Here is a 17,264-nt window from a genome sequence, read left to right as displayed (position 1 = left end):
TATTTCACAATACCTAAGCATTTAATTAAAAATAACATTTTGTATTATTTCATGAAAAAAACAATCTTATTAACTGCTATCAGCTATCTGTTTTGTACTTATGCAGGATTCTCTCAAGTATTTTCTGATTCAGTATTTATTAATATTCAAGGCTCACTTGGTAAACTACAAAGTGAAAATGAAAATTTGAAAAGTCGTTTAGAAATGCAAAGTCGTTCTTTAACTGATATTTCAAAAAATCAATCAATAAGCGACAAAACTAAATGGGAAAAAATTAGAACAAACTTGGTAAAAAGTGCTGAGGTTTATAAAATTTTGAGCGACGATATTATTGATTTAAAATCTCAAGTAATCAATCAAGACTATCAAGGTTATATTAAGAAATTGAGTTCTGTAGAAAAAGGCCCATTAGGTTTTTCTTTTGAAGAAGTAATTATGAAAACGGCTCAAAACAAAGCCATTTTCAGCAAAAAAGAGAAAAATGAACGTTTCATGACGGTACTAAAAAGTTTGAAAGATAGCCCAATCGTAGGCTTAATTCCTTATGCTTCGCAGGCTGTCAATCTTTCTACAGCAGCAGTAAATGTGGCTTATGCGGCTGGAGTACAAGACAAAAAAGTGAATTTTGATAAAATTCGTGAATTTGAAAAAGAGCTTCAACGCTACACAGGCTTCTATAATGCTTTAGATAAAGCCAATTTAACCAATGCAAATGCGAGCTCACAAACTGTTACTTTGTTAGAAGCATTACAATTAGATTTACTTGAAAAATTCAAAAAAGATGTTCAAAAAATTGGGTACAATCCAAGAGATATAAGAAATGAGGAATCTTTAGATGATTACTTCAATTATATGGTCAATGAGTTTTCTACGGATTATGTAAAGAAAAGAATTAGCGATATTGAAAGTAAATACACGCAAAAAGATGGTAAAACGAATTTGACAGATATGTTACAAACTGAGTTAGATATTCGTCATGTCAACAACAATTTAGATTATTTACAAAACTTATGCAATCGTTTTATTGGTATTCATGACCAATATTTTGATTTAGAAAACCGTTACTTTGATTTAGTGAAGCAGTCAATCAATGTTGCTAAAAGTAATAATATTATTGAAGCCGTAGGTGAACGTTCAGCTCAAATGGTTTATGATGATTTGATTAAAGAATTGGGTGCTAAAAAGAAAAAGAAAGATTCAGCCATTAAATCAAGTATCAATATTAAAGAGTTAAAGGATAAAATTGACGCTGTTGATATTTATAAAATACTTTAGTTTTTAAAATCTTAATCCATAAAATACCTCTTTCTGAAAAGAAGGAGGTATTTTTATGTTTAAATCTCTTCAATTATTCAGCAAACCAATTTTCAAATATGTATTATCGTCTTTTAATTTGCTTTCTATTATTTTCCGCAAAGCTTTTTGCACAACAAAAGCAGCCTGCGACCTTTCAAGTTGTACCTTTGGGCGTAAAAGGTGGAACTGATGAAAAAAACCTTTCCGCCTACCTCCTCGCTCCTATTTCTACAAACGATTATGTATGTTTAGATGCTGGAACTGTTTATGCAGGCATAGAAAAAGCTGTACAAAATAAAGTATTCAACATTTCTGTTAGTGAAGTACTTAGAAAATACATCAAAGGTTATTTCATTTCACACGCTCACCTCGACCATGTTTCAGGTTTAATCATTAATTCTCCTGGTGATTCTTCCAAAACAGTTTATGCTACACAAAAATGTATGGAGATGATGCAAAATCATTATTTCAACGATGAAACTTGGGCTAATTTTGGAGATGAAGGAAAAGGTTTTCCGTTGAAAAAATATCATTTTCAAACGTTAAAGACTGGAGAAGAAAGCGCTATCACCAGTACTTCTATGATGGTGAAAGCTTTGGCACTAAGTCACGTGAATCCTTATCAAAGCACTGCTTTCTTAATTAAAAACCAAAATAATTATGCTTTGTATTTGGGCGATACTGGTCCAGATGAAGTAGAGAAAAGTGATAAATTGGCTTTACTTTGGAAAGAAATTGCACCACTCATTCAGCAAAAACAATTGAAAGGTATTTTTATTGAAGTCTCATTTCCAAACGAACAAGCTGATAAGTTTTTATTCGGACATCTTACGCCAAATTGGCTGATGAAAGAAATGAATAAATTAAGTAAGTTGACAGGAAAAGAAGCATTAAAAGGCTTTAAAGTCATCATTACACATTTAAAACCACCAGCAGTGAATGAAGTAAAAATCAAAAAACAATTAATCGAACAAAATACTTTAGGATTAAATCTTATTTTTCCGGAACAAGGGAAGAGATTTGAGTTGTAAAAAAACATATTTCGCTCTTCTACTTATTATTGGGCAGAAGAGCGAAATCTTAATCTAATAAATTACTGTCCAGAATGTAATCCAAGTAAATTGCCTTCTGTATCTATAAAAAATGCCATATTGCCAGTTTCAGCGTCGATATTGGTTTTGGGCATTGTAATTTTACCACCAGCACTTTCTATTTTATCTAATACCAATTGTAAATCTGGATTGGCATTCAAGTAAATAATAGCACCTGTTGTACTTGGGGTATGATAAGGACTTTGTACCAATGCCCCACTTGACTTTGGACTTTCGGAAGGAAACATCACCATTTGCATTCCCATCATTTCGATGTGCATCATCTCAATATCGAAAATCGTCTCGTAAAACTTTTTTGCTCTTTCCACATCAGTAATTGGAATTTCGAACCAGTTCAAAGCATTGGTTGTGCCACTTAATTTTTCCATGTTAGCAGTATTTAAGGTTTAATGAAAATTCTATTGTTTTTAACCAAAATTTATCGTTTTAACCAATTAAAGCACTGATAATAAATAAACATCAAGAAGGTTCTAAAGTAAAGGAGATAAAAGAAAGGGAGAATTATCTAATAAGCTGAATTTAGAAAATTTTATAGCTTACTGCAAATTTATGGCTTATTTTAATTGACTTATTTTTGGTTTCAAGTATATGCAAATAATACAAGTGAAATGCTCTTTATCATTTTGTCGTATAATAATCTACAATCAGACTAAACTTATTCATCAAACAGTATTCATCAACTTATTGGCTATTCTTTTTAACGCAAGTATTGATGTTTTAGAGGTCACTTTGTTGACTTTAAGTCTAATCATTTTATTTGCTTTGGTGGAGATAAAAGTAATGAAATTCGTTTGGTCTGTTATGATAAAAGCTTCATCTCCGAAATCTTTAAAGCGTTCAAAACCATGATGATTTTGATTGGATTGCATAAAACTTTGTATCAGTTTGTTGGCTTCTTCAGCATTTTTATATGTCTCGTATGTGTAATATAAGTGGCCAAGTTTATTGGTTTGTGCATCAATTTCATTGGCTACAAAAGTACTTTTAAAGAAATTAACTTCATTTTTAATGCCAGAAGTTTGCTCTTTCAAACTAGCTTGTTGTCCCAAAATTAATTCAGCTTCTTGAATTGATATTTTTTGTACTTCTTCAAATCTCTTTTGCTCAATCGAATTGATGTTGAGTAATGTTAAAATGAATAATGTAATAAAACTTTTCATGTTCTTGAGGGTTTTATTTGGCTAAATTGGTCGTAGGTTCATTCACTTATTCACCTACGACCTAAAAGAAAGATGAGCATATTACTCAATATCTATAACTTATAATCTTCTCTGACAGGACTAAAAATATCAAATAATTTACAAGGAGTAAGTGCTTTACCACCATGAATTACATGGGAAGGAATTACTGCTACATAACCTGCTTCATATACTTTGGTTTCATCACCAACGGTCAATTCAAATTTTCCTTCTAAAACTTTTGTTACTTGTTCATGGAAATGCGAGTGTAAGGGTAATACAGCGCCTTCTTCAACATCCCAGTAACCTAAGGTTAGGTTATCAGTATGGATAAACCTTGCTTTGAACCCTTTAATAATTTCCTTTTGTGCTATACTTGTAATTTCAATCATATTCTTTTTTGTTTAAAGATTTAGTAAAATGCTCTCTACAGTTTTGATTAAAGGAGTATTTCAACCAGCGTTTAATCTATTATTTCTAAAAATAATGTTTAAATATTGAAAATTAGATTATTATTTGCGTATCATAACTATTTTTGTAAATAGTTGTTTGTCACAACAAGCATATATAATTTTTCCCGCCTTTTTAAACAACCGTTTATCGTATTTTTAATAAAATCTCCATTTCCTAAAACCTAATTATCCGTACTTTATTAATGATGAATTCCGCTAAAAAAAACAATGTAAAACTAGTAGGTAAACTAGATGGTCCAACGATTATATTCGCTCATGGATTTGGAACTGACCAAAATGCTTGGACTAAAGTATCTGCAGCTTTTCTGGCTGATTATAGAGTAATTCTTTTTGACAATGTTGGTGGTGGTAGTTCAGACCCTGAAGCTTTCAGCCCTAACAAATACGATAGCCTTGAAGCTTATGTTGATGACCTGATTGATATTTGTACTGACTATGATGTAAAAAATGCTATCATGGTTGGGCATTCGGTTAGCGGGATGATTAGTTTATTGACAGCCACAAAAAAACCAGATTTTTTTTCTAAATTGATATTAGTTGGTGCTTCTCCGAGATATTTGAATGATGTTGATTATATCGGAGGTTTTGAGCAACAAGATTTAGATGCTCTATTTGATACCATGGCGAATAATTATTTTGCATGGGTAAGTGGTTTTTCGGCGGCTGCGATGGCAAATCCAGAAAATCCACATTTAGCAGAGAACTTTGCTGCTAGCTTAAATGCTATCAGACCTGATATTGCACAGTCGGTAGCAAGAGTTATTTTTCAATCCGACTATCGAAGCGAATTACCAAAATTGGATAAGCCCACTTTACTTATTCAGGCTAAAGAAGATATTGCTGTGCCTTTAGACGTAGCAGAATATCTTAATAAACAGATTGCTAAAAGTAAGCTTGAAGTAGTAAATGCTTATGGCCATTTCCCCCACATGAGTGCCCCAGATGAGATTATCAATTCAGTAAAAAACTTTATTTAATCATTTTGGATAAGCAAAAAAATATTGACTGGACATACGAGGCTGTCAATTTTTTAATAGGTCTTTATCCTATTAAAAAAGAAAAAGACTTCGAAGTCATTTATACTCGGGCTACAAATCTTATCAAAAAACATGCTCATGCAAAAGCCGCCGCTTTTGTACGAATGGAAGATAAACTTACCGTTAGAAAACACGCTAATACTTCCGAACATTTTCTAAATAGGTTTAATAATGCAACATTGGTATTAACACTTTTAGAAAAAAACCAAATTGTTTTTGATACAGATAATGCCTTCCCAAAAGAAGAGGGAGAGGAAGTCGTGTTTATTCCTTTGAGTGAATCTGGTTTTGTTGGCGCTGTACTATTATTGATTGACGAAGAACTCAAGTCAGATGAATTATTGAAATTTTTAGAATACGCTTTAGTCGGACTAAAAGAGACTGCCTTTATTATTCAAAATTACTTTTTAATTGAAGAACTCACTACTCGTTTCAATGCTATTCTTGAAACCATTCCTCAAGGAATTGTATTTGTTGATGATGTTGGAAAAGGTGGCTGGGTAAATAGCCAAGCGGCTGAGATTCTGGATATTCCTAAAGAAAGAAATCATCCTGTTGCCATTGCTGAGGCAATGCAGCAATTAAGGAATACTGCCGCCAACAAAGATGAAATTATTCAGGAAGGGATGAGGCTATTTAGAACACCCGGACAAAAGATACATCATTGGAAATGGATTTTTGGAAATCCTATTACTTCGGTGTTGAGTGTATCCTGTGTGCCAACGATTTCTGAGAATATTAAAGGACGTTTATGGGTATTTACAGATGTTACTTTTCAGCATTTGGCAAATGAACAATTGTATGAACTGAATACAGAATTAGCAGAAAAAAGAAGAATTGCTGATGACCAAAATAAAGCGAAGTCTGATTTTCTTGCCAATATGAGTCATGAAATTCGGACACCGATGAACGGCGTAATTGGTATGGCAAGTTTACTGACTAATACCGAACTCAGCGAAGAACAAATTGATTATGTAGAAACGATTCGTATCAGTGGCGAAGCCCTTATTACGATTATTAATGATATTCTTGATTTTTCTAAAATTGAATCTGGCAAAATAGAGTTAGAAAACAAACCTTTATATATTAACAATGTCATTGAAGAAACCTATGATTTACTGTCTGTCAATGCCAATAATAAAGGGCTTGATTTACTCTATTTCATCGAACCAACCGTGCCATTGGAAATAGAAGGCGATATTACCAGACTCAGACAAATCATGATTAATCTGGTAAGTAATGGCATAAAGTTTACTGAAAAAGGCGAAATACAAGTAAACGTTAAAAATTTAGGACTAGAAGACGACGATTTCTATAAATTAGAATTTACCGTAAAAGATACTGGAATTGGTATTCCTAAAGAGAAGTATTATAGATTGTTCGAAAGTTTCTCTCAGGTTGATTCTTCCACTACTCGTAAATATGGTGGAACAGGCTTGGGTTTAGCCATCAGCCAACGTTTAATTACCTTGATGGGCGGAAGCATTCGAGTTGAAAGTGAAGTAGGAAAAGGTTCTTCATTTATTTTTCATATCAAAGCAAGAGCCCATAAAAGTGTCAAAAAGTATAATACCATCAATATCAATACAGAAAAAGTTTCGCTTAAAAATAAAAAAGTATTAATTCTTGATGATAATAAAACCAACCTAAAGATTCTGAAAGCTCAATGCAGTATCTGGGGAATGAATGCCACAACGTTTGAGTATTTCGAGGACGCATTGGCATCTATTGAAAAGGAAGATTATGATTTGGTCATCATTGATATGCTAATGCCTGTGAAAGATGGCATTGAAGTTACTAATATCATTAAAGAATTATGTAAAGACTTACCTGTGATTTTATTTAGCTCATCAGGTAATCATCATTTATTGTCTTTAAAAGAGAATACAAGGTTATTTGAAGCCATCTTAAATAAACCAACCCGACATAGCCAAATCTTGAAAGCCATAGAGGAGGTTCTGAGCAAATCAACAAAATCGGCCCCTCGAATAATAGATGCTGTAGAGGAAGTTGCGCCATCTTTACCAATTAATATTCTGATAGCGGAGGATGATTCTATCAATCAAAAGCTTCTAAAAAGAGTATTAGAAAAAATGGGATACATGGCAGATATTGCTGAAAATGGTTTGGAAGCATTGAAGGCAATGGAGGAGAAACGATACCATTTGATATTTATGGATGTAATGATGCCAGAAATGGATGGTTTTGAAGCTACCAGAATTATTGTTGAGCAATATCCTAAAAATATCCGACCAATTATTATTACCACTACAGCCAATGCACTTACGGATGACCGTGAAAAAGCAATACTTGCTGGCATGGATGATTATATCAGTAAGCCATTTAAAATGCAGGATGTTAAGGATAAGCTTGATAAATGGAAAGATGAAATTCTAGCTAAAGTAGAGCAATAGTATCAACAAGCATTGGGAGATTCAAGGAAGGCGAAAAGCTAGTAAAATCAAGAGAGTTTTAATGTACGGTTTTTGTCGGTTTTGTACGGGAAGTTGTGTAAAAAAGATGAGAAAACCTATCTCCGAGATGGATTGACGGTTCTTTTAGATAGATTGGGCTGTGAGAAAGATGGAATTACTTACTCATCTATCACAAAAAAGCGATCAAAAGTAAATTTTGACCGCTTTTTTATGATTTTAAAATTCGTGACAACTCTTGTTGTGAAATTAATCAGTATTTAAACTCATCACTCAACTAACTCTTACTTATTCTTAGCCATTTTTTGTTTACGAGTAAAATCAATAAAATCTTCTACTTGCTCGATTGGTAAGCGTTTGGCGATGATTTTCTTTTCTTTATCCAACACATAAATTACTGGCGTAGCATATACATCAAAAGTATTTTTAAAGTCTGTATAATACTCTTCTTTTCCAGTTTGTGGATTCTTATGAACATCAATGCCGTTGATAATATCTTCTAATTTAAACTCCTTGATAAAGCCTTTCCATTTAGAAGATGTTCTATCAATTGAAGCTGCTACAACTTTTACATTTTTAGTTTTTAAACTCTGATATGCCTTTTTCAATTTAGGAGCAGATTCACGACAATGACTACATTCTGGGTCATAAATAAACATTACAGTATAGTCAGCAGGGATTCTTGGAATTTCGATTTCTTTACCCAAAGTATCCGTCAAATACATATCAGGGAATCGCTTACCAATCAAAAGTGGTTTAAGAATTGCCACTCTTTCTTTCATTCTTCTAACGGTAGAAGTATCCCACAATACTGGTTCGCCGATATAATATTTTTCTGCCATGTGTACAAAAGCACCATCTGTTCCTAAGATTTTTGGTGTTTCGTACTGACTAGAGATTTTATAAATCACATATCTTCTTACGTCTCTCGCTGTGGCTCTTGCCAACACAAAATCAGCTTCTTTTGAAATAGAATCGGAAGTTTGTACCGTTAAATCATCAAAATAACGTTCTAATTTTTTCTGCAAGAAAGGCGTGCGCATCATTCTATCGTCTTTCAAATCAATATTATCCCAAAAATGTGCTTTGTAATATTGAAATTGATATTGATACATCGCTGCGGTATCTGCTTTGGTAAGTACTGGCTTTGGATATGCAGGAATTTCTGGTTCTTGTGAAGATTTAATTAATTTTCCTGCAAACAATGTCGCATTGTTTTTAAGCCATTCTTGTTGAAATTGACTTGTAGCCGCCTGTGCTTTCTTGATTTTGGCTTCAACTGTTGGCGTTTTTCCTTTTTTTGCCTCCGCTTCCAAAGCTTTCATTTCATCAAAACGATCGGACATCTCCTGTTGAAATTTAAAGAAAGCCTCATTTTCTTTCGAACCAACAATTTTCATTTTACGAATCAAATTAACCGTATCTGTTTCAAACGAAAACTCTTGATTACCAATAATCATATCAAAATACTTGCCTTTTGGCAAAGAAACCAAGTACAAGCCTTCTGGTAAAGTCTTTTCTCCTTTAAAATGAAAACTTCCTTCTGAATCTACTTTAGCAGTATCTTTTATCACTTGTTGGTTATAACCAAAATAATGAGCTAAAAAAACGGTGGTATCTTTAATACCTTTTACTTTTCCTTTGATAGAAAAACCTTCAGTCTTTTGTGCTAAAAGCTGCTGAGAGAAGGTTGTAATAAATAGTAGGAGTAAAATTTGAGATAATCTTTTCATTGGGTTTAATTGTTGTTTCAATATTTTAAAAATTAAGCGTTTTTATTTTTAAGTTGACAAATGATGCAATATTAGCCAAAGTTACTTTAGGAAAACATTAAGAAAAAGTATTTAGTAGTTTTGTAAACAAAACTTAGATAATTTCATCTCAAATGCTTTTCTAAAAAGCAATAACGATTTTTTTCTATCAATCAACATATCCCTTTAAACTTATGTTTTACTTTCTTTCAAAAGTACTTTTTTATGTATTAATGCCTTTATCCATTACGCTTCTGGTATTGGTTTGGGCAATGTTTACTAAGAATATCAAACGCAAAAACAAACTCTTGAAGATTGGCGTCATCATGGTTTTTGTATTTGGAAACGACTTTATTGTGAATGAAGGCTTTTTGTTATGGGAAATCCCTCCTACTTCGCCAGAAAATATTACTGAGCCTTATGATGTTGGGATTGTCTTAACAGGCGGAATGATTAGTAATAAAGAAGGAACGCCACAGGAAATATTTGTGGATAAAACTGCTGATAGGTTTATTCAGCCTCTCCGACTTTATAGACAAGGAAAAATCAAAAAGATATTAATAACGGGTGGCAATACTGATTTGACGATTATCAGAAATGATGTATCAGACGAAAACCTAAAAACTGCTCAACTTTTAGAAGAATTGGGCGTTAAGAAAAGTGATTTAATCTTAGAAACCAAAGCCAGAAATACCAGAGAAAACGCTATTTATACGGCAGAAATTCTCCAGAAAAATCCACAATTAGGCACAAAATATCTTTTATTCACCTCCGCCTTTCATCAAAGACGTTCCATAGGATGTTTTGAAAAAGCAGGATTAACAGTTACACCTTTTAGTACAGCCTTCAAATCAAAAGCAAGAACTTTTACTTTTAATAGTTTAATCATTCCTAGCGAAGCAGGATATTATGAAGGCTATCATCTGATTCACGAAATATTAGGCTATTGTGTTTATAAGGTTTTGGGTTATTGTTAGGGTTTGAATAACTTAATAGTATAATCCAACAAAGCGATATTTCCATAATCTCCATGTCCGGGAATTACTGTTTTTACGTTTGGATATTTCTTTTTAATTTTTTCAACCGTATTCGACCATTCTGCAACATTTGCATCGCCTAAATACCCTTTCCCTGCTTCTAATTCTTTGATTAAACAACCACCAAACATGATTTTTTCGCTTGGGAAATATCCTATTACATTATCTTTGGTATGTCCTTCTCCAAAAAACTTTGCGATAATATGTTGATTGCCCACTTTTAAAATAAGGGAATCACTAAAGCTATTTTTGGGAACAACATAATTATTTTCTTTAGCCAATGCTATTGTTTTGAAATAGGCATACGAAGGAATACCATTTTCATCAAATGCCTTTAATCCTCCCAGACAATCATCATGGAAATGCGTTGGAATAACAGCGTTGATTTTACAATGAAGCTTTTCTTTAATCCATTTGATTAACGTTTCCGAACTTTTATCATTGGTTGGCGTATCAAAAATAATTACTTCATTACTGTTTCTAACAATAAGCCCATTACAAGGAACATAACCAAAATCATTGGTTTGTTTAAAAGAAGTATGTTCAAAAGCATTCTTATCAATTTGAGTAATCACTAAATCTTTGGATTTATAAATCACTTTAGCTTTAAATACCGATTGTTTTTGAGCAGTACTTTTAAAGTTTGTGATAGAGATTAGGATGATAAATAGGATTTTGAGACAAGGTTTCATTTGAGGGTTTGGGGTTATTTGTGATTGGTCTGTTGATACAAGATAATGGTAAAGATTAACTAATTTGATTCCAAAATTCTTCCATATTGTTATTGATATATGAATGCAAAAGAACCCTAAAGTTTTCACTTATATCAAGTGTAACTAGCTCATTTGATAAATCGGGTCGAATTGCCCAAATCCAACAGAGGATTTCTTCTCTTAAAGGTGGTTCGTTGTTTGGAGTGAATTCGATAAAACCCTCAGATACGCCAATAGTATTAGTAACTAAGCAGTCAATAGCAGAACGTCTTTCATCAAAGCTGATAAAATCTACTAAATCAGTCCATTTAACACTATTGGGATATACTTCTAGTAAAGAAGATATTTTATTTTCCATAATAATGACACACAGAGTTTTCAGAATAAAATTGATACTTTTAGTTACATCAATTGAAAAATAAAGTGGTTATATGCTCATTAAAGTAAAAGCAAACTCATAAATTCCCTGATAAAATTTCTATTTTATGTAATGAACTTTTATTATGAGCTTTTGTCAAAAAGTCAAGATTATATTTGAGTTTGAGTTCGGTCATACGTTTACAACTAACTCGTAAATACAAAATTATTCACGTTTTTCCTTAAAAGTAAATAATTGAAACAAACAAAGCAATTGCCCTCCTCAATAATCAACTGACACAGTGTAGTGAACATTCCTACTTTTATTTACCATTCAGTCAATTTTTCTTGTTTACTGAACATTTTTTCTGACAAGAAACAAGTCATAAATAGTTTGCGAAAAAGTTTTGCTGACAAGAAAAAGTCTATCGCTAGTTTACGAAAAAGTTTTTCCAACAAGAAAAAGTCTATCACTAGTTTACGAAGAAGTTTTTCCAACAAGAAAAAGTCTATCGCTAGTTTACGAAAAAGTTTTTCTAACAAGAAAAAGTCTATTGTTAGTTTACGAAGAAGTTTTTCCAACAAGAAAAAGTATATCGCTAGTTTACGAAAAAGTTTTTCCAACAAGAAAAAGTCTATTGTTAGTTTACGAAGAAGTTTTTCCAACAAGAAAAAATATATCGCTAGTTTACGAAAAAGTTTTTCCAACAAGAAAAAGTATATCGCTAGTTTACGAAGAAATTTTTCTAACAAGAAAAAGTATATCGCTAGTTTGCGAAAAAGTTTTGCTGACAAGAAAAAGTATAAAATACACCTTCTTTAAAACGGATAATGGCTATTCATCCTAAAAACAATCATCCAAAAAAATAAAAGAAACTAGACTAAACTCGGATAAGAAAACATTCAAAAATTCCAATTAATTTTACAAAATTATTAAAGTGCACTTTCTATCCAGTATTCATTATTACACTAACAATCAATCATTTCATACAATTAAACTCTTAATCTATTCCCCTATGAGAATCTCTACATTCTTGTTTCTGTTGTTTTTTCTAAGTCAAAACCTATTAGCACAACAAAAACAAATTCCTTGCGGAGTAAACGAAAGCGTTTTACCCGAAAGCACTATCAAAGCCATGCAAATGGCACCCACTTGGCTGAAGCAACAACAAGCCCGTAAATCTGCAGATGAATTTTATGTTTCTAGAATTGCTGTAGATATAGATTCGGATACTTATGAATTATACGAAAAAGATAGTACTTTAATAAAAATCGAAGTCATCAAAGCGATTGAAAGGCTTTCTAAAATTTATAAGGCTGAGATTAATACGCAATTGGTTGTAAGCTTTATCAATATCAGAAAAGACCCCCTTACTGACCCTTACCGTGGTGTAAATGATGTATTCACTTTATTGTCCACTTTAATAAATGAACAAAATAAAGGAGTATTAAAAAATGTTGAATTCAACCACGCTATGTATTTACCAACAAAAGTACTTTATGGTGCAGGTGGTGTAGCTGCTGGTCAATTCAATGTTTCACCATTGGGTAATGTTGGTATTCAAGCGCATGAATTAGGACATAACTTTGGTTCTCCGCATACACAAAACTGTAATTGGCCTGGTGGTGTGATAGATTATTGTTATCCTGCAGAAGGTGATTGTTATACTGGTGCTTTAGATATAAAAAGGGGAACAATCATGAGTTATTGTGAGAGACAAGAACTTACTTTTCATCCTCTTTGTAGAGCTTTAATGCAAAATTATGCAGCTACCTATTTGAATAAAATTAGTACTATGTCATCCATCACACTTACTGGTAGTAAAAATATTGACGGAGGTTACTACATTTTCAATCCAATTCCTTCGGCTGAAAAGTATTATTATCAAGTTTCGGAAACGGAAGATTTCTCCAAAATCATCACTTCAGACTCTAGTGATGTTAATGTAATTGAATATGGGAAAGTATTAAGAAAAAAAACTTATTACCTAAGACTTAAAGCAAAAAACAGACTAGGAAGTTCTGAGTGGTCGAATACTGTTGCCATAGAAATACCCAGTAATATACTTACCGTACCCAAATTATTAACTCCGCTTGATAACATTAAAGAAGTAAACCCAACTAAAGAGATGCTTATTACTTTTGAGCCGATTGAAGGTGCAACTTCCTATGAACTTGAAGCTATGAGTTTTTTGAATTTATCAATGAGTCGTTTCATAACTAATACATCTAATTATTTTCTTATTATTCCTGATAGCTTGTCGCATTATCCTAATTTTTATTGGCGAGTTAGAGCCATTAATGGAAATATTAAAGGGCATTGGTCTGAAACAAGAAGAGTAATTATGGCTGCTAATTCTAAAGATGTACAACCTATGTATGACCAAACTAATAATCTACAACTATCTATACCTTTTACTTATAATGTTTATGATCGAAGTTATGAGTATAAGCTTACTGTTTCTAAAAATAAGGATTTCAGTTTTCCAATTACAAAAAAGACTATTGTTCCAAGCAGTTATAACATATCACACGAGGGGTTTTTACTTGAAAATTTGGTTGCCGATACAGAATACTACTTAAAACTAGAAACCATCAATCCTAAAAAAGATTTAATCTATGGCTTTCCCGAAGGTGTATTAAAAACATTTACGACGACATTTAACACAGGAAATTTTCAACCCTCAAAAACATGGAAATATCTTACTGAAGACAATATTCCAAATATAGGAGTGAATTCATCTAATAACATTGTAACAAATAATAGTATATTCAAGTACACTGAAAAAGGAATTGTAAAAATTAATACTGATAATATTTTAGATAATATTAAACCAATATTGTACAATCTTGAAACTACAAATAAAGAAATAGGGAGTGTTATCAAAGCTATTGATGTTGATTCATTAGGTAATATTTGGGCTATTATGGCTATTAGTAAAAGGGATAAGTACATAGGAGTATATCCAACTTTGGTATATGCCTTGAAACAATTTGATTCAAAAACTATGAAATTATTGTCTTCAAGACAATTGCAGTTTGAGGAATCCATGCCTTATTTTTTTAGTTTAAATATTAATTATGGTTTAATAATTGCAGGAGCAGAAATATTTAAAATAGATAATAATCTTGTTAAACCTTTCTATAAATTTAATATCGAGGAGGGTTCTTCCCTTGCAAGTATTGTAGTAAGTAAAACGAATATTTGGTTTCTTACCTATACAGATAGTGTAGATATTCATACATCAGCATATATGTACACATTAAGTAGATACAATTTTACGACTAAAGAAGTCATACATTATAACCATACAAATAATAGTCATATTCCGTCATTGATTAGCCGAATTAAACTTGATAAACAACAAAATCTATGGTTAATAAATAATAATGAGATTGTAAAATACGATGGGCAAACTTGGACAAACTATCGTTCAGACACTTTTACTAATAACTATATTGACCATATTTGTTTTGATGATGAAAACAATCTATATGTAAATACAAATTTTTCCCAAGGTAAAATATTTACGCTCAAAAATGATGTATGGAAACAGATAGCTGAATTTCCAACCTATTATTCCTATTCTTTGGAAATAGACAAACAAGGAAAGTTTTGGTTAAACAATTATATTGGTAATTTAGTAGTAAGTCCTTGCGGTATTATTGCAAAACCTGATTTCACCAATAATGTAAAAACTATTGATGTTGGGCAGTCTATCAATTTAGAAGCAAAAGGCTGTAGTAATGTAATGTGGAATTGGAGTAGTGCTACCGAACAAGTAAATAATAAATTAATTTCAGGTACTAACATCTTAGCAGTCAATCCAAAAGTAACTACGGCATATTCAGCTCGTTGTTATGATAATGGCTGTATGAGTGATGAAACTGTTTTTAGTTTAGCCGTTCGTCCAAACCTTTTAACTAATAAAGTAGCCAAAAATGAAATCTGCTTAGGAGATAGTATTAAAGTACTTTCAACTATAGAAGGTTCTTTTGATGAAAACAATTTATTGTCGGCTACTTTAACTGCTAGTACTAAAGCAAAGTACAATTTTACGCTAGTGAATCAGAATAGCTTTTCATCTTTTGTTCCAGATTCTAGTATTCCGAGTGGAAAGTATTGGTTAAAAATCAGTTCAAGCTCTCCAAAACTTACCTCAAAAGATTCTGTTGAAATAACAATTGTAGCTTTACCTACAGGAAGTATTTCAGGAACAAATAATTTCTGTGCTGGCGGTAGTACTTCTCTTACTGCCAATACAAACAATACAGCAAGCTATCAATGGTTTGAAGGAGAAAATATGATAGGTTCTAATAACAATACCATTCTTGCTACTAAAAGAGGAAAATATACGATTGTCATGAAAAACAATATAGGATGTACAAATACTTCTGAAATATTTACCGTTTATGAAAATCCATTACCTACTGGTGAAATTATTGGTAATAATGGTCTTTGTAATAGAGGAAGTACAATTCTTGGCGTCAGTACTAAAGATAAGGTAAGCTATCAATGGAAAAGAAATGATGAAGCGATTGGCTCTGACGCAAATAATTTATTGGTTACCGAAGAAGGTAAGTATCAGGTAAAATTAACGAGTGAGTTTGGGTGCAGTAGTACGCTGGCAGCTACCACTGTTGTTATGAACCCAAACCCAAGTGGCACAATAACTGGAGAGCAACAATTTTGTGAAGGGCAAAGCACGACATTAACAGTTAATAGTAAAAATACCAAGTACTATAAATGGGATAAATGGTTAGGCATAAACTACGAAACAATTGGTACCGACAAAAGCATTACTATCAAAGAATCAGGAGGTTATAGATTATTACTTGAAAGTGATAAAGGGTGTAAAATTCAGCTGGCGTATCTTCAAATAAACAAAAATCCTTTACCAACAGGTAATATTACAGGCTCAACCAATTTTTGCGAAGGTAGCAGTACTATACTTTCTGTAAACAGCAACAATGCAAAAAGTTATCAATGGTTAGAAGGTAAAAACGTTGTTGGCACTAACAAAAGTATTACTGTAGCAAAGTCAGGGAAATATGCTATTGTTTTAAAAAGTGATAGCGGATGTGTTAACACTGCAGACACTGTAATAGTAACACAAAACATTTTACCAATTGCTACCATATCAGGCGATAAAAGCTTCTGTGAAGGAAGTATTAAACCTTTGACAACTTCGGTAAGTGCTGGACTAGCCCCTTTTACTTATTCTTGGAAACTTGGGAATACGCTTTTAGCTGATAAAACAAATACCATTAGTATTTCAAAAGAAGGTAATTATACTGCTGTAATAACTGATGCAAATGGATGTGTAGATACTACTAATATTCATACTATCAATGAAATAAAACTTGTAAAAGCAACCATCAGTAAAAGTGGAACAACGGATATTTTACAAAATACTGATGTAACATTATCGGTAACACAAGATGCTACTTATGGCTATCAATGGAATAAAGACAATGCTACAATAACTGGCGCAAATTCCAATACTTTTACAGCCAAAGAGGCAGGAATTTATAATGTAATCATTACTGCGAATGGGTGCTCGTCAACCACAGAATCGGTAACAGTGAATCTAGTAACAGCCAATGAACCTAATACTTATTGGAACAATGTTTATCTAAATGCCTTTCCTAATCCAAATGAAGGACATTTCACGCTGGAGTTTACCAATAATGATAATCAACCTATTTCATTATATCTATATGATATATTAGGAAAAACGATGACTCAAAAAGTAATTAAAACAAAAGGGAAATATTCGGAAGTAATTGATATTTCAACGTATCCGAGTGGAGAATACTTTTTGATGTTACAAAAAGATGATTTTAAGAAGACTTTGAAATTGAGAAAGAAGTGAGA

General features: G+C 32.2%; 12 protein-coding genes. 6 read left to right on the top strand and 6 right to left on the bottom strand.

Annotated features, from left to right (window positions below; all coding sequences use genetic code 11):
* The first annotated feature begins 51 nt into the window (after positions 1–51).
* A complete protein-coding gene (locus ABID42_RS12415) occupies positions 52–1,275 on the top strand; it encodes a hypothetical protein (RefSeq protein ID WP_367283922.1) in 1,224 nt (407 codons plus the stop codon).
* Between the two features lie 98 nt (positions 1,276–1,373).
* Positions 1,374–2,327: an MBL fold metallo-hydrolase gene (locus ABID42_RS12410; RefSeq protein ID WP_367283921.1), complete on the top strand. Its 954-nt coding sequence runs from the start codon at positions 1,374–1,376 to the stop codon at positions 2,325–2,327.
* Positions 2,328–2,389: 62 nt separating this feature from the next.
* Here ABID42_RS12410 and ABID42_RS12405 read toward each other — a convergent pair whose 3' ends face one another.
* The 3 genes from ABID42_RS12405 to ABID42_RS12395 all read right to left on the bottom strand — a co-directional run bounded on the left by ABID42_RS12405 (position 2,390) and on the right by ABID42_RS12395 (position 3,978).
* A complete protein-coding gene (locus ABID42_RS12405; protein WP_367283920.1) occupies positions 2,390–2,776 on the bottom strand; it encodes a VOC family protein in 387 nt (128 codons plus the stop codon).
* A gap of 294 nt (positions 2,777–3,070) precedes the next feature.
* Complete coding sequence (locus ABID42_RS12400; RefSeq protein WP_367283919.1) at positions 3,071–3,568, bottom strand: hypothetical protein; 498 nt, start codon at positions 3,566–3,568, stop codon at positions 3,071–3,073.
* 92 nt (positions 3,569–3,660) lie between these two features.
* Complete coding sequence (locus tag ABID42_RS12395) at positions 3,661–3,978, bottom strand: cupin domain-containing protein (RefSeq protein ID WP_367283918.1); 318 nt, start codon at positions 3,976–3,978, stop codon at positions 3,661–3,663.
* 263 nt (positions 3,979–4,241) lie between these two features.
* Between ABID42_RS12395 and ABID42_RS12390 the strand changes: the two genes are divergently transcribed.
* Together ABID42_RS12390 and ABID42_RS12385 are read left to right on the top strand one after the other, a co-directional pair.
* The gene (locus ABID42_RS12390; RefSeq protein ID WP_367283917.1) at positions 4,242–5,036 is read left to right on the top strand and encodes an alpha/beta fold hydrolase; all 795 of its coding nucleotides are present in this window, start codon (positions 4,242–4,244) and stop codon (positions 5,034–5,036) included.
* 5 nt (positions 5,037–5,041) lie between these two features.
* Complete coding sequence (locus ABID42_RS12385) at positions 5,042–7,510, top strand: hybrid sensor histidine kinase/response regulator (protein ID WP_367283916.1); 2,469 nt, start codon at positions 5,042–5,044, stop codon at positions 7,508–7,510.
* A 302-nt stretch (positions 7,511–7,812) separates the two neighbouring features.
* Here ABID42_RS12385 and ABID42_RS12380 read toward each other — a convergent pair whose 3' ends face one another.
* Entirely contained in the window at positions 7,813–9,261 is a 1,449-nt protein-coding gene (locus ABID42_RS12380) for a DUF4369 domain-containing protein (RefSeq protein ID WP_367283915.1), read from the bottom strand.
* Positions 9,262–9,473: 212 nt separating this feature from the next.
* Here ABID42_RS12380 and ABID42_RS12375 point away from each other — a divergent pair, with 212 nt between their 5' ends.
* Positions 9,474–10,256 carry a YdcF family protein gene (locus ABID42_RS12375; RefSeq protein WP_367283914.1) on the top strand — a complete coding sequence of 261 codons (783 nt, stop codon included), beginning with the start codon at positions 9,474–9,476 and terminating at the stop codon, positions 10,254–10,256.
* Here the strand turns inward: ABID42_RS12375 and bla are convergent.
* Positions 10,253–11,008 carry a subclass B1 metallo-beta-lactamase gene (gene bla, locus ABID42_RS12370; RefSeq protein ID WP_367283913.1) on the bottom strand — a complete coding sequence of 252 codons (756 nt, stop codon included), beginning with the start codon at positions 11,006–11,008 and terminating at the stop codon, positions 10,253–10,255. The genes ABID42_RS12375 and bla overlap by 4 nt on opposite strands.
* Positions 11,009–11,063: 55 nt before the next feature.
* Positions 11,064–11,387, bottom strand: coding sequence for a hypothetical protein (locus tag ABID42_RS12365; protein ID WP_367283912.1), 324 nt, complete (start codon positions 11,385–11,387; stop codon positions 11,064–11,066).
* Between the two features lie 1,015 nt (positions 11,388–12,402).
* Here ABID42_RS12365 and ABID42_RS12360 point away from each other — a divergent pair.
* Positions 12,403–17,262, top strand: coding sequence for a T9SS type A sorting domain-containing protein (locus tag ABID42_RS12360; protein WP_367283911.1), 4,860 nt, complete (start codon positions 12,403–12,405; stop codon positions 17,260–17,262).
* Positions 17,263–17,264 lie beyond the last annotated feature (2 nt).

The sequence above is a fragment of the Arcicella rosea genome (genome assembly GCF_040543805.1).
In the GTDB taxonomy this organism is placed as follows: Bacteria; Bacteroidota; Bacteroidia; order Cytophagales; family Spirosomataceae; genus Arcicella; species Arcicella rosea.
Note: the sequence above shows the minus strand (reverse complement) of the source record. Positions and strands in the feature narration are given on the sequence as shown.